The organism is Bacteroides sp. OM08-11 (assembly GCF_003438665.1).
GTDB lineage: Bacteria > Bacteroidota > Bacteroidia > Bacteroidales > Bacteroidaceae > Bacteroides > Bacteroides cutis.
Genome location: NZ_QSTJ01000003.1, coordinates 121,570 through 134,746 on the forward strand (window position 1 = coordinate 121,570; position 13,177 = coordinate 134,746).

Here is a 13,177-nt window from a genome sequence, read left to right on the forward strand (position 1 = left end):
GCTGGGGTTATCTCACATCTGCACCCCACATCATTTTATTACGAAGCGTATCGAAGAATATATGGTTGAAACGTTTAATAACCTTTATACTGTAATCTGCCCGTGAAATATTCAGACGGGTGGTTTCCTTACATGTTTCACTACGACCGTCGATGGCTACCAGGAAGTTATGGCTGCGGCTCTCCACGTCAAGAGTGATTTCCCAATCATCACAGATGACGATGGGACGCACATTCAGACTATGAGGCGCAACGGGAGTGATGGCAATGGTCTTACTGTGTGGTACAATAACAGGACCGCCTACGCTAAGCGAATAAGCGGTGGAACCAGTAGGAGTGGCAATTACCAGACCGTCGGCCTGGTAGGTTGTGAGATGTGCGCCGTTGATGGCGGTATGGATACTAATCATGGATGAACTGTCACGTTTCAAAACGGCAATTTCATTGAGTGCGTATGGCGACTTCATCAGGTTTTCATCATCGCATTTCAGTTGCAGCACGCTGCGTTCTTCTACCTTATAGTGGTTGTTATAAATTTCGTCAAAAGTCTCTTCCATTTCTTCGGGAGAGATATCAGCCAGAAACCCCAGACGACCTGTATTGATACCGAGAATGGGAATGTTTTTCTTACCTACACGACTGGCTGCTTTCAAAAAAGTACCGTCTCCGCCTATACTGATAACCATGTCGGCACAGAAGTCATCACCATCAAACAATTCGGCAGGGGGAATGTTGAGGTGTAAATCCGAAGTCAGGAATTGATAGAATTCACGGCACACGCAGAGCTGTGCCTTGTGTTGTTCCAACAAGCGGAACAAGTTTTCGGCATGGGATGATTTTTTGGCTTGATAAGTATTTCCAAATATGGCAAATTTCATAGTGAATTCTGTTATTGTGATGCGCAAAGATGCTATTTTTTTCTCAGAATGCTGCCAACATATCGCTATTATTTGTACTTTTGCCCCAAACTATAGACCGAATTATGACTAGATTAAGTGTAAATATTAATAAGGTAGCAACGTTGAGGAATGCACGTGGGGGCGATGTCCCGAATGTGGTTAAGGTAGCGTTGGATTGTGAAAGTTTTGGTGCTGATGGTATAACGGTACATCCGCGCCCTGATGAACGGCACATTCGTAAAAGCGATGTTTATGATTTGCGTCCGTTGCTACGTACGGAGTTTAACATAGAGGGGTATCCCGCACCGGAATTTATCGACTTGGTTCTGAAAGTAAAACCGCATCAAGTTACGTTGGTTCCGGATACTCCTGCACAATTGACTTCAAATGCCGGATGGGATACAAAAACCAATCAAAGTTTCTTGGCAGAGGTTCTGGATGAATTTAATAATGCGGGTATCCGTACTTCTGTTTTCGTATCAACCGATGCGGAAATGATAGAGTATGCCGCGAAGGCTGGTGCCGATCGTGTGGAACTCTATACCGAACCATACGCTACTGCTTACCTCCAAGGCAAAGAAGCTGCGGTAGCTCCTTTTGTGGAAGCTGCGAAGGTTGCCCGTAGTTTAGGCTTGGGTTTGAATGCAGGTCATGACCTGAGTTTGGTAAATTTGAACTATTTCTATCAGAACATTCCATGGTTGGATGAAGTTTCTATCGGTCATGCGTTGATCAGTGATGCTCTGTATTTGGGATTGGAACGTACTATTCAAGAATATAAAAATTGTCTTCGCTGATGATGAATATGGTGTTATTGTTTCAAGCGGCTTCGGCTTTGACCGATTCGATTGCCGGTGGCAATCCGGTGCTTACTCCTGTTGGGACTCCCGACGAAATGAATTTGTGGAGTATGGCCATTAAAGGTGGATGGATTATGATTGTTCTCGGGCTGTTGTCCGTTGTCTGTTTCTACATCCTGTTTGAACGAAATTATGTAATTCGTAAGGCAGGTAAGGAAGATCCGATGTTTATGGATAAAATTAAGGATTATATCTTGGGTGGAGAAATAAAGGCGGCTATTGCTTATTGCCGTAGTGTTAATACACCTTCGGCCCGTATGATTGAAAAAGGTATCAGTCGTTTGGGGCGTCCGGTAAATGATGTGCAGGCTGCCATTGAAAATGTAGGTAACATTGAGGTGGCAAAACTGGAGAAGGGGCTGACGATTATGGCTACCATTTCGGGAGGTGCTCCGATGATTGGATTTCTCGGAACTGTGACGGGTATGGTGCGCGCTTTCTACGAAATGGCGAATGCCGGTAATAATATTGATATCACTTTGCTTTCCGGTGGTATTTATGAAGCCATGATTACTACGGTAGGTGGTTTGATAGTGGGGATCATCGCTATGTTTGCCTACAATTACTTGGTAACTTTGGTGGATGGCGTAGTGAATAAAATGGAAGCTAAGACAATGGTATTCATGGATTTATTGAACGAACCATGTTAAAACGGAGAGCTAAAATATCGCCTAATTTCAGTATGGCATCCATGACGGATGTTATTTTCCTGCTATTGATTTTCTTTATGATTACGTCTACGGTTGTATCACCCAATGCTATAAAGGTATTGCTTCCGCAGGGTAAACAGCAAACCTCTGCCAAGCCGCTGACTAGAGTTATTATTGATAAAGATCTGAATTTCTATGCTGCATTCGGTAATGACAAGGAACAGTCGTTGACGCTGGATGAATTGACTCCTTTCTTGCAGTCGTGTGCGGAGAAAGAACCGGAAATGTATGTGGCGCTGTATGCTGATGAGGCGGTGCCTTATAGAGAAATCGTTAAAGTATTGAATATAGCCAATGAAAATCATTTCAAAATGGTGTTGGCTACCCGTCCGCCGGAGGGAAAATAATGGATCAGAAGAAGAAAGGAAAATATATAGGAATGGTGGGTGCGCTATTGGTGCATGTCGCTTTTATTGCCCTTTTGATTTTGGTTGGATTTACGTTGCCCGAACAATCTGAAGAGGGTGGCGTTCCTGTGATGTTGGGAGAGGTGCCTGATGCGTTGGGCAGTGCTGACCCTTCTTTAGTAAAAGTTGATGTGATGCCTGAAGAAGTTGCCCCTGAGGTGCAGGAGACGATGGAACAAAATATGATTACGCAGGAAGATGAAGAAACCGTTGCCATAAAACCGAAAGCTGAGGAGAAGAAAAAAGAGGTGAAGAAACCAGAAAAAACGGCTGCTGAGGAAGCCAAGGAGACTCGGAGACTTGCCGAAGAAAAGGCCGAACAAGAACGGAAAGCGGCTGAAGAGGCTACCCGTAAACGTGTTGCAGGCGCTTTTGGAAAAGGTGCGCAGATGGGTAGTAAAGGTAATACGGAAGGAACCGGTATACAGGGTAGCCCTACAGGTAACTCAGATAGTGGTTCTACTTCAGGAGTCGGAGGTTATGGAACATTTAATCTGGGTGGACGTTCTATAGGTGAAGGCGGTTTACCACGACCGGTGTATAATGTGCAGGATGAAGGCAGGGTTGTGGTTACTATCACCGTAAATCCTGCGGGACAGGTAATTGCAACAAGTATAAACCGGCAAACCAATACTGTAAATCCCGCTTTGAGGAAAGCTGCGGAAGATGCTGCAAAAAAAGCGCGTTTTAATGTAGTGAGTGGTTTGAACAATCAGACGGGAACGATAACATATTATTTTAATTTAAAATAAGAGGAGGAATAATTATGGGTACAGTCTATGTATTTTTTGCAGATGGATTTGAGGAAATTGAAGCTTTCACTTCTGTTGATGTCATGAGACGTGCAGGCTTGAATGTGGAAATGGTGACAGTAACCCCTGATGAAATAGTGACAGGAGCTCATGATGTACCGGTGCTTTGTGATAGGAACGTGGTGAATTGCGATTTCTTTGATGCGGAGCTGGTATTGCTTCCGGGTGGTATGCCGGGGGCTGCTACTTTAGAAAAATGTGATGAACTGCGTAGACTTGTTTTGCGTTTTGCCGAAGAAAAGAAACCGATTGCTGCGATTTGTGCCGCCCCCATGGTACTTGGCAAGTTGGGATTGTTGAAGGGTAAGAAGGCAACTTGTTATCCGGGATTTGAACAATATCTGGAAGGTGCGGAATGTACCGGAGCACTTGTGGAAAGAGATGGTAATATCATTACCGGTAAAGGGCCGGGGGCTGCTATGGAACTTGCTCTAGCCGTGGTGGAGTTGTTGCAAGGTAAAGAAAAAGTGCAGGAGTTGAAAGAAGCAATGTGTGTATAAAATGGAGTATGCTCTGATAGTTGCCGGTGGAAAAGGTTTGCGCATGGGAGGAGAGCTCCCCAAACAGTTCCTCCCGATAGGAGGAAAACCTGTATTAATGCGTACGATAGAAGCTTTTTATACCTGTAATCCGGAGATACAAATTATACTGGTGCTTCCGTGCAGTCAGCAGGCGTATTGGTCTGAATTGTGCCGGAAGCATCATTTTTTATTGCCCCATAGCATTGCAGATGGGGGGAGGACACGCTTCCATTCGGTAAAAAGCGGGTTGAAACTGGTAAAGACACCCGGTTTGGTTGGTGTGCATGATGGGGTACGACCGTTCGTTGCCCGGGAGGTGATTACCCGTTGTTATGCATTGGCAATAGAAAAGCAAGCGGTGATTCCTGTGACAGATATAGTAGAAACTGTACGTCATCTGGATGCCGATAAAAGTCGAACCGTCAGTCGTGATGAGTATAAATTAGTGCAGACACCCCAGGTTTTTGATGCAGAGCTGTTGAAGCGTGCATACGAACAACCCTATTCTCCTCGCTTCACGGATGATGCCTCGGTCGTGGAAGCTTTGGGAGTTCCTGTTTTCCTGACTGCCGGTAATCGTGAGAATATTAAAATAACCACTCCTTTCGATTTAAAAATAGCTGCTGCTCTCTTGGATTCATGTTTGATTTAGCTACGCGTGACATAAAATATTTGTCGGGTGTCGGACCGCAGCGTGCTTCGGTACTCAATAAGGAATTGAATATCTGTTCTTTCCATGATTTATTGTATTATTTTCCTTATAAATATGTAGACCGCAGCCGTATTTATTATATTCTGGAGATTGACGGTACAATGCCCTATATACAACTGAAAGGGGAAATTCTAGGTTTTGAAACGGCAGGCGAAGGACGCCAGCGGCGTTTGATTGCCCATTTCTCGGATGGAACTGGAGTGGTAGACTTGATATGGTTTCAGGGAATAAAATATCTGATAGGAAAATATAAGGTACATCAGGAGTATATAGTATTTGGCAAGCCTTCTGTCTTTAACGGGAGAATTAATATTGCGCATCCTGATATTGATCCCGCTTCGGAACTGAAACTGTCGTCTATGGGGTTGCAACCTTATTATAATACAACGGAGAAAATGAAACGGAGTTCTCTCAATTCCCATGCGATTGAGAAGATGATGAAGAATATTGTGCAGCAGTTGCAAGAACCGTTGCCTGAAACCCTTTCTCCTGCTATTCTGACAGAACATCATTTAATTTCACTCACAGATGCTCTGATAAATATTCATTTTCCTACTAATCCTGATATGTTGCGTAAAGCGCAATATAGATTGAAGTTTGAAGAACTTTTTTATGTTCAATTGAATATTCTCCGTTATGCTAAAGACCGGCAACGAAAATATAGTGGTTTTATCTTTGAAAAAGTGGGAGAGGTTTTCAATACATTTTATTCTCGCAATCTTCCTTTTGAGCTGACTAGTGCCCAAAAACGTGTTTTGAAAGAAATACGTTGGGATTTGGGGTCGGGTAAACAGATGAACCGTTTGTTGCAGGGAGACGTAGGTAGTGGAAAAACATTAGTTGCATTGATGAGTATGCTGATTGCTCTTGATAACGGATATCAGGCATGTATGATGGCTCCTACTGAGATATTGGCGAATCAACATTACGAAACCATTCGCGAACTACTTTATGGAATGGATATTCGAGTAGAGTTGTTGACTGGTTCTATTAAAGGAAAACATAGGGAGGCGATTCTTTCCGGATTGTTGACTGGAGACGTTCGAATTCTGATAGGTACACATGCCGTAATAGAAGATACCGTAAATTTTGCTTCATTGGGTTTAGTGGTGATTGATGAACAGCACCGTTTTGGTGTGGCTCAACGTGCTCGCCTGTGGACTAAGAATGTGCAACCGCCTCATGTATTGGTAATGACGGCTACTCCCATTCCTCGGACATTGGCTATGACGCTGTACGGCGATTTGGATGTATCAGTCATTGATGAATTGCCGCCGGGCAGAAAACCGATTGCTACGATACATCAGTTTGATAATCGGCGGGAGAGTCTGTATAACTCTGTGCGCAAACAAATAGCGGAGGGCAGACAGGTTTATATTGTTTATCCGTTGATAAAGGAAAGTGAGAAGATTGACTTGAAAAATTTGGAAGAAGGCTATCTGCATATTTGTGAAGAATTTCCGGATTGTAAGGTTTGCAAGGTTCATGGAAAGATGAAACCTGCTGAGAAAGATGCCCAAATGCAATTGTTTGTTTCAGGAGAAGCACAGATTATGGTGGCAACTACGGTCATCGAAGTAGGAGTAAATGTTCCCAATGCCTCGGTGATGATTATAGAGAATGCGGAGCGTTTCGGCCTATCTCAGCTCCATCAGCTTCGTGGCCGGGTAGGACGTGGTGCGGAGCAGTCTTATTGTATTTTGGTGACAGGGTATAAGCTGGCGGAAGATACCCGAAAACGTTTGGAAATAATGGTGCGTACCAATGATGGTTTCGAAATAGCCGAGGCTGATTTGAAATTACGTGGTCCAGGTGATTTGGAAGGAACACAGCAGAGTGGTATTGCGTTTGATTTGAAGATAGCCGATATTGCTCGTGACGGACAATTATTACAATATGTTCGCGGCATAGCGCAGGCAGTTGTCGATGAGGATCCTAATGGAACGCTCCCGGAAAATGAAATCTTGTGGCGACAGTTGAAAGCATTGCGAAAAACAAACGTTAATTGGGCGGCTATCAGCTAAAAAACGGTTAAACATACGCTTTATTTACATTTTATGTTGTAAAACATATTAGTGTGCATTCTCCCTATTTATAAGGGATTAAGGTAATATTTGTGCTCTAATTCTTTACTTGCTCGTTAAAAAATCGTTAATGATAGACACTGTTTTTGGGAGAGAAATGTTACCTTTGGGAGAATTTTTGAAAAATAAATTTGGATATCTCGATGCGGATATCAAAATGAATGGCGAAACAGATGAATTTTAATTGGATTAAAACAGTTTTATTAGCAACAATGGCAATGGTCAGCTTGAACTCTTTCTCGCAAGACTTGATTGCCCGTCAAGCTCCCATCGACAGAAAACTTAAAAGTGTAGACTCATTGGCTTTACAGAAACAGATACGTGTAGAGCAGTCTTTGTATCCGGGATTGGATTTGTATCCGAGCTGGAACAACGAACTTGTACAGGCTTACGGTAATGCTATTGTCCCCGAAAGTTATACGTTTGATTTGACCGGTTTCCACATGCCCACTGAACATAATCGTATTACTGATGTATTCGGCTATCGTCCTCGCAGAAGAAGAGCGCACTATGGTCTGGATGTAAAGGTTTATGTCGGAGATACAATTCGTGCGGCTTTTGACGGTAAGGTTCGTATCGTTAAAAATCAAGGTCGTCGTGGATACGGTAAATATGTTGTTATTCGCCATGATAATGGATTGGAAACTGTTTATGGTCACTTGTCGAAGCAATTGGTTGAAATCAATCAGTTGGTTAAGGCCGGGGAACCGATAGCATTAGGAGGTAATACCGGACGTTCTACCGGTTCGCATCTTCACTTTGAAACCCGTTTTCTGGGAATTCCTATCAATCCTGCATTAATGTTCGATTTTGAAAAGCAAGATATAGTTGCCGATAGTTATACTTTCCATAAAACCAAAGGTAGTTCTAGTACGGCGCGTAGCATGGCTTCGGGTGAAGGGTTGTTCTACAAGGTAAAGAAAGGTGATACTTTGGGGCGTATTGCTATCCGTCAGGGAACAAGTATTGACAAACTTTGCAAATTGAACCGTATAACGCGTAAAACAATTTTGCGTCCGGGACAAGTATTGCGTTGTTCATAAAACAGATTTCTTAAAACGTAAACAATCTCTATAAGTAGGGGGACTTTAATATAATTTAGAGTGCCCCCTTTTCTTTTTTCTTTAATTATTCATACCTTTGCAGTCTATTTGTAAGGATATGAAAGATACCAAGCAACAATTTGAACATGTCATCGCTGTATGTCGTGACTTGTTCTCTAAGAAACTTCATGATTACGGTCCTGCATGGCGCATTCTTCGCCCGGCATCCGTAACCGATCAGATATTCATTAAAGCCAACCGAATCAGAAGTATTGAAACCAAGGGTGTGACGTTGGTGGACGAAGGTATTCGTTCGGAGTTCATTGCTATTGTTAATTATGGGATTATTGGTTTGATACAATTAGAACTTGGTTATGCTGAATCTGCTGATATTACAAATGAAGAAGCCAAGTTATTATATGACAAATATGCCAAGACCTCTTTGGACTTGATGCTTGCAAAAAATCATGATTATGATGAGGCTTGGCGTAGTATGCGTGTCAGCTCTTATACAGATCTGATATTGATGAAAATCTATCGTACAAAGCAGATTGAAAGTTTGTCGGGACAGACTTTAGTCTCAGAAGGTGTAGATGCCAACTACATGGATATGATTAATTATTCCGTATTCGGTTTGATAAAGATTGAGTTTGGAGACTGATAAGAAACATATTATTTGGAAGGTCTGGGTGAATATATGCCGCTTTATCTTGGGAGTGTTGTTTATTTTCTCCGGATTTGTGAAAGCAGTTGACCCGTTAGGTTCTTTTTATAAGATACAAGACTATCTGACGGCTTTTGGTGTTATTTCTTGGTTTCCGAAATATTTGCCGTTACTTATTGCTATCATTCTATCGGCGATAGAATTTTGTGTCGGTATTTTTTTGTTCTTTGGTATACGCAGAAAGATAGCTTCTACTCTGGCTCTTCTCTTGATGTGTGTAATGACTCCATTGACGCTATATTTGGCGTTAGCAAATCCAGTATCCGATTGTGGATGTTTTGGTGATGTTTGGGTATTGACAAATTGGCAGACTTTCGGCAAAAATATTATATTGTTGATTGCTGCCATATCTATTTTCAGAGGACGAGAACAAATTGTTCGTTTTATAACAATGAAGATGGAGTGGATGGTTTCTATGTATACTTTTCTTTTTGTCTTTACACTCTCTTTTTATTGTTTGCAATATTTGCCGATATTGGATTTTCGTCCCTATAAGATAGGAACTGATATTCAATCATCCATGGAGATACCAAAAGGGGCTAAGCCTAGTGTTTTTGAAAGTTATTTTATCTTGGAGAAAGAGGGGAAGAAGCAGAAGTTTACATTGGAAAACTATCCGGACAGTACATGGACTTTTGTAGAAACGCGTACTATCTTGAAAGAGAAAGGTTATGAACCGCCTATCCACGATTTTTCCATGATGAGTCTGGAAACGGGAGAAGATATAACGGATAGTGTGTTGCTGGATAAAGGATACACTTTCTTGTTGGTTGCCCATCGTATTGAAGAAGCGGATGACAGTAATATCGATCTTATTAATGAAATCTATGATTATAGTGTAGAGCATGGATATGGTTTTTATGCTTTGACATCTTCACCTGAAGATGAAATTGATTCTTGGCGTGAGAAGACCGGTGCTGAATATCCTTTCTGCCAAATGGATGATATTACGTTAAAAACAATTATCCGTTCCAACCCTGGATTATTATTGATAAAAGATGGTGTCATATTAAATAAATGGAGTGATACCCGTTTGCCTGATGAGTATGTATTGACTGATAGCCTTGATAAGATAGAATTAGGACAACAGAAACTGGAAAATGATTGGCATACCATCGGATATGTATTGTTGTGGTTTATTGTTCCTTTAACGATGGTTATCTGTGTGGATATACTGGTAATAAAACGCCGTGAATGGAAAAGAAATATAAAAAGTGATAAGGTGATAAAGTAATATTAACCCTTTTAATAAATAAAAAACAAAATGAGAAAGAACATTGTTGCAGGAAACTGGAAAATGAACAAAACCCTCCAGGAGGGTATTGCTCTTGCAAAAGAACTAAATGAAACATTGGCGAATGAAAAACCGAACTGTGATGTTATCATCTGTACTCCGTTTATCCACCTGGCATCTGTAACTCCGTTAGTAGATGCAGCTAAGATTGGTGTAGGTGCAGAAAACTGTGCAGACAAGGAGGTTGGAGCTTATACGGGTGAAGTTTCTGCCGCGATGGTTGCTTCTACAGGTGCTAAGTATGTAATTCTCGGTCACTCGGAACGCCGTGCTTATTATCACGAGACAGTAGAAATCTTGGCAGAGAAAGTTAAATTGGCTTTGGCTAATGGTTTGACTCCGATCTTCTGTATCGGTGAGGTTTTGGAAGAACGTGAGGCTAACAAGCAAAACGAAGTCGTTGCTGCTCAGTTGGCATCTGTATTCTCTCTGTCTGTAGAAGATTTCTCTAAGATCATTTTGGCTTACGAACCTGTTTGGGCTATTGGTACAGGTAAAACTGCTTCAGCTGCTCAGGCGCAAGAAATTCATGCGTTCATTCGTTCACTTGTTGCTGAAAAGTATGGAAAAGAAGTTGCTGAAAATTGTTCTATCCTTTATGGTGGTAGTTGTAAGGCTTCCAATGCAAAAGAACTGTTTGCTAATCCGGATGTTGACGGTGGCTTGATTGGTGGTGCTGCTTTGAAAGTTGCTGATTTCAAGGGTATCATTGATGCATTCAATTAATTAATGGATAATGAGGAGTTGATAATTGATAATTGAGTAATCAGTTGTCAATTATCGCTCTATTCATTTTTAAATTCGATTATCCACTATCAATTATCAATTTATGAAGAAGCTTGGTTTATTTTTAATTGCCTGCTTTGTTTTTGCAAGTTTTTCTGTTGCACAGAATAACATTGTGAAAAGTCTGGAGCGTAATGTATCGGGACAAGGTAAAGTGACTATTCATCAAGATGCCCGTATTGAGGCATTGATTGGTTCAGAGTATATTCCCGGCGGTTCTGAGGATCGTAAAGTGATTAAGAGTTCGGGTTATCGTGTGCAAGTATATGCCGGTAATAATACACGTCAAGCTAAAAATGAAGCCTATTCTGTTGCTACCCGTATTAAGGAATACTTTCCTGATCTGACGGTCTATACATCTTTTGCTCCACCTCGTTGGCTGTGTCGTGCAGGTGATTTTCGCAGTATAGAAGAAGCTGATGCTATGATGCGTCAATTGCGTGCAACTGGCGTTTTCAAAGAAGTATCTATAGTGAAAGACCAAATTAATATTCCGCTTTAATATTCAAAGTCTAATTTGTAATAAGTAATCAACCTCCCTCATGTTAGGAAAAGAAGAAATTATATCTCCTTCATTGGATGAATTAAAAGAACATTATCATCGTATTCTTGCTTTATTAGGTGAAAATCCCGGGCGCGAGGGATTATTGAAAACGCCGGAACGGGTAGCAAAAGCCATGTTGTCACTGACCAGAGGATATACTATGGATCCACATGAGGTACTTCGCTCTGCTAAGTTCCAGGAAGAATATAGCCAGATGGTCATAGTGAAAGACATTGATTTCTTCTCACTTTGCGAACACCACATGCTTCCGTTTTATGGAAAAGCTCATGTCGCCTATATTCCTAATGGTTATATTACCGGTTTAAGTAAAATTGCTCGTGTAGTGGATATCTTTTCTCATCGTCTGCAGGTACAGGAACGTATGACGCTACAGATAAAAGAATGTATTCAGGAAACTCTAAATCCCTTGGGCGTAATGGTTGTTGTAGAGGCTAAACATATGTGTATGCAGATGCGTGGTGTTGAAAAACAAAATTCTATTACCACAACATCTGATTTTACTGGAGCATTTAATCAGGCAAAGACACGTGAGGAGTTTATGAACCTGATAAGGCATAATTCGTAATTATGGTGGAATTAAGGATATACCTGGATTTTACTTTACTTTTATTATTTCTATGTTTTGTTTCTTTGTTTTGTCCAGTGGTGCGGCTTGATAACTGATTCTTGAAAAATCAATTGTACGCAAGTCAATACTTCTGATCAAGTTATTATACATCGTACGGTAGTATATGATTTGATTTTTCATATCTGTGGCCGAAGTCCACTGCGTGGCACTTGGTATGTTTACAGGGATTTTTCCGGAGGTAAATTCTATACCAATTGGAATATCAAAGTTGTTCAATATCTGGAAACATTGAAATACGGTTTCTTGGGATGTCTCTTGTTGCGGAGCGGTAGATTGATAAAAAGCAGCACGTACAAAACGTGAAGGAGGAGTCACGTCACCAGGAATGCCTAAAAATCCACTTCCTGCACCGAATGAAGATAATTTGATATTATCCAGTTGTTGTACAGGTGCTGTCCCAGGATAGAGATTAACGTAGTTGTTTAGATTTGTAATCTGCCATTCGAACCCTGGTGAATTGGTAAGTACTCCTAATATGTTTTCATAAAAATGAGGTTTTCCATCAATAATTTCAAGTACAAGTTGTTTTCCGGAGGTATCTGTAAATCTCCAATGTACGGTTGAAGCCCGTGGATCGATATGGACTATATGTACTTTTAATACAGCTTCTTTTACTTCCTCTACTGTTTTGCATAGTCCCAATATCCATGCTACCAATTGTAGATCTGCTATACTTTTATCTTTTAAAGTCACATCATAATTTTCGTATTTGCCATAGTCTGGAAAATAGAATAAACCAGCTGAAAGCCCCACTTCATTCAATCCTTCTGCAACGAATTCTTTTTGTTCAACCGCCAGTCCGGCATATCCGTATCGAGCAGTGAAAAACATACCATCTGTTCCGTTAGGAACATAAGATTGTTCACTATATCCACGTGGGACAATGACATATTGACTGTTCAAGTTACTTCCTCCCCATTCTATGGTACGTGCTACGATGGTAGAACCGTCTTTACTTTTCAAAGTAATTCCTGTACAGGCATTTACCTGAGAAGAATAAACAAATAGAACAGCTATCGATAATACAATGAATAATTTTTGTTTCATACAAACTTGTTTTTCATTAATAACAAGTTTTATAAAGAATAAGTTTGGTATATAAGACTGTTTTCTGACTTCTCAGAGAATGTTTC

The 13,177-nt window shown here is 41.0% G+C and carries 15 protein-coding genes; 13 read left to right on the top strand and 2 right to left on the bottom strand.

Annotation, left to right across the window (positions count from 1 at the left end):
• Positions 1-7: 7 nt before the first annotated feature.
• On the bottom strand, positions 8-877 hold the full coding sequence (locus DXC10_RS07100; protein ID WP_101543664.1) for an NAD kinase: 870 nt from the start codon (positions 875-877) through the stop codon (positions 8-10).
• Between the two features lie 104 nt (positions 878-981).
• Between DXC10_RS07100 and DXC10_RS07105 the strand changes: the two genes are divergently transcribed.
• The 13 genes from DXC10_RS07105 (at position 982) to folE (ending at position 11,981) form a co-directional block, all read left to right on the top strand.
• A complete protein-coding gene (locus DXC10_RS07105; protein ID WP_101543667.1) occupies positions 982-1,695 on the top strand; it encodes a pyridoxine 5'-phosphate synthase in 714 nt (237 codons plus the stop codon).
• The gene (locus DXC10_RS07110) at positions 1,695-2,408 is read left to right on the top strand and encodes a MotA/TolQ/ExbB proton channel family protein (protein WP_101543670.1); all 714 of its coding nucleotides are present in this window, start codon (positions 1,695-1,697) and stop codon (positions 2,406-2,408) included. Before DXC10_RS07105 ends, DXC10_RS07110 begins: the two co-directional genes overlap by 1 nt.
• Positions 2,402-2,815, top strand: a complete 414-nt coding sequence (locus DXC10_RS07115) for a biopolymer transporter ExbD (RefSeq protein ID WP_101543672.1) — start codon at positions 2,402-2,404, stop codon at positions 2,813-2,815. The genes DXC10_RS07110 and DXC10_RS07115 overlap by 7 nt, the downstream gene beginning before the upstream one ends.
• Positions 2,815-3,627 (top strand): cell envelope integrity protein TolA, encoded by an 813-nt coding sequence (locus DXC10_RS07120; RefSeq protein WP_101543674.1) that lies wholly within the window; start codon positions 2,815-2,817, stop codon positions 3,625-3,627. Before DXC10_RS07115 ends, DXC10_RS07120 begins: the two co-directional genes overlap by 1 nt.
• 14 nt (positions 3,628-3,641) lie before the next feature.
• Positions 3,642-4,187, top strand: a complete 546-nt coding sequence (locus tag DXC10_RS07125) for a DJ-1 family glyoxalase III (protein WP_117737583.1) — start codon at positions 3,642-3,644, stop codon at positions 4,185-4,187.
• A 1-nt stretch (position 4,188) separates the two neighbouring features.
• Entirely contained in the window at positions 4,189-4,860 is a 672-nt protein-coding gene (locus DXC10_RS07130) for a 2-C-methyl-D-erythritol 4-phosphate cytidylyltransferase (protein ID WP_101543679.1), read from the top strand.
• The gene (recG, locus tag DXC10_RS07135) at positions 4,848-6,944 is read left to right on the top strand and encodes an ATP-dependent DNA helicase RecG (protein ID WP_117737584.1); all 2,097 of its coding nucleotides are present in this window, start codon (positions 4,848-4,850) and stop codon (positions 6,942-6,944) included. The genes DXC10_RS07130 and recG overlap by 13 nt, the downstream gene beginning before the upstream one ends.
• Positions 6,945-7,177: 233 nt before the next feature.
• Positions 7,178-8,047, top strand: a complete 870-nt coding sequence (locus tag DXC10_RS07140) for a M23 family metallopeptidase (RefSeq protein ID WP_101544214.1) — start codon at positions 7,178-7,180, stop codon at positions 8,045-8,047.
• A 118-nt stretch (positions 8,048-8,165) separates the two neighbouring features.
• Positions 8,166-8,708, top strand: coding sequence for a DUF1599 domain-containing protein (locus DXC10_RS07145; RefSeq protein WP_101543683.1), 543 nt, complete (start codon positions 8,166-8,168; stop codon positions 8,706-8,708).
• Positions 8,698-10,005 carry a BT_3928 family protein gene (locus DXC10_RS07150; RefSeq protein ID WP_101544216.1) on the top strand — a complete coding sequence of 436 codons (1,308 nt, stop codon included), beginning with the start codon at positions 8,698-8,700 and terminating at the stop codon, positions 10,003-10,005. Before DXC10_RS07145 ends, DXC10_RS07150 begins: the two co-directional genes overlap by 11 nt.
• Before the next feature lie 30 nt (positions 10,006-10,035).
• Positions 10,036-10,791, top strand: coding sequence for a triose-phosphate isomerase (gene tpiA, locus DXC10_RS07155; RefSeq protein ID WP_101543685.1), 756 nt, complete (start codon positions 10,036-10,038; stop codon positions 10,789-10,791).
• Positions 10,792-10,894: 103 nt separating this feature from the next.
• Complete coding sequence (locus DXC10_RS07160) at positions 10,895-11,353, top strand: SPOR domain-containing protein (protein ID WP_101543688.1); 459 nt, start codon at positions 10,895-10,897, stop codon at positions 11,351-11,353.
• Positions 11,354-11,393: 40 nt separating this feature from the next.
• Positions 11,394-11,981, top strand: a complete 588-nt coding sequence (folE, locus tag DXC10_RS07165; protein ID WP_101543691.1) for a GTP cyclohydrolase I FolE — start codon at positions 11,394-11,396, stop codon at positions 11,979-11,981.
• Positions 11,982-12,011: 30 nt separating this feature from the next.
• Here the strand turns inward: folE and DXC10_RS07170 are convergent, their stop codons facing one another.
• Positions 12,012-13,091 carry a linear amide C-N hydrolase gene (locus tag DXC10_RS07170; RefSeq protein ID WP_101543693.1) on the bottom strand — a complete coding sequence of 360 codons (1,080 nt, stop codon included), beginning with the start codon at positions 13,089-13,091 and terminating at the stop codon, positions 12,012-12,014.
• Positions 13,092-13,177: the final 86 nt, after the last annotated feature.

Excerpts from the sequence above, each read along its gene's own strand:
- DXC10_RS07105 (WP_101543667.1), top strand. The coding sequence starts at position 982 with ATGACTAGATTAAGTGTAAATATTAATAAGGTAGCAACGTTGAGGAAT.
- DXC10_RS07115 (WP_101543672.1), top strand. The coding sequence starts at position 2,402 with ATGTTAAAACGGAGAGCTAAAATATCGCCTAATTTCAGTATGGCATCC.
- DXC10_RS07140 (WP_101544214.1), top strand. The coding sequence starts at position 7,178 with ATGAATTTTAATTGGATTAAAACAGTTTTATTAGCAACAATGGCAATG.
- DXC10_RS07170 (WP_101543693.1), bottom strand. The coding sequence starts at position 13,091 with ATGAAACAAAAATTATTCATTGTATTATCGATAGCTGTTCTATTTGTT.
- DXC10_RS07145 (WP_101543683.1), top strand. The coding sequence starts at position 8,166 with ATGAAAGATACCAAGCAACAATTTGAACATGTCATCGCTGTATGTCGT.
- DXC10_RS07120 (WP_101543674.1), top strand. The coding sequence starts at position 2,815 with ATGGATCAGAAGAAGAAAGGAAAATATATAGGAATGGTGGGTGCGCTA.
- DXC10_RS07160 (WP_101543688.1), top strand. The coding sequence starts at position 10,895 with ATGAAGAAGCTTGGTTTATTTTTAATTGCCTGCTTTGTTTTTGCAAGT.
- DXC10_RS07100 (WP_101543664.1), bottom strand. The coding sequence starts at position 877 with ATGAAATTTGCCATATTTGGAAATACTTATCAAGCCAAAAAATCATCC.
- DXC10_RS07110 (WP_101543670.1), top strand. The coding sequence starts at position 1,695 with ATGATGAATATGGTGTTATTGTTTCAAGCGGCTTCGGCTTTGACCGAT.
- DXC10_RS07130 (WP_101543679.1), top strand. The coding sequence starts at position 4,189 with ATGGAGTATGCTCTGATAGTTGCCGGTGGAAAAGGTTTGCGCATGGGA.
- tpiA (WP_101543685.1), top strand. The coding sequence starts at position 10,036 with ATGAGAAAGAACATTGTTGCAGGAAACTGGAAAATGAACAAAACCCTC.
- DXC10_RS07125 (WP_117737583.1), top strand. The coding sequence starts at position 3,642 with ATGGGTACAGTCTATGTATTTTTTGCAGATGGATTTGAGGAAATTGAA.
- recG (WP_117737584.1), top strand. The coding sequence starts at position 4,848 with ATGTTTGATTTAGCTACGCGTGACATAAAATATTTGTCGGGTGTCGGA.
- folE (WP_101543691.1), top strand. The coding sequence starts at position 11,394 with ATGTTAGGAAAAGAAGAAATTATATCTCCTTCATTGGATGAATTAAAA.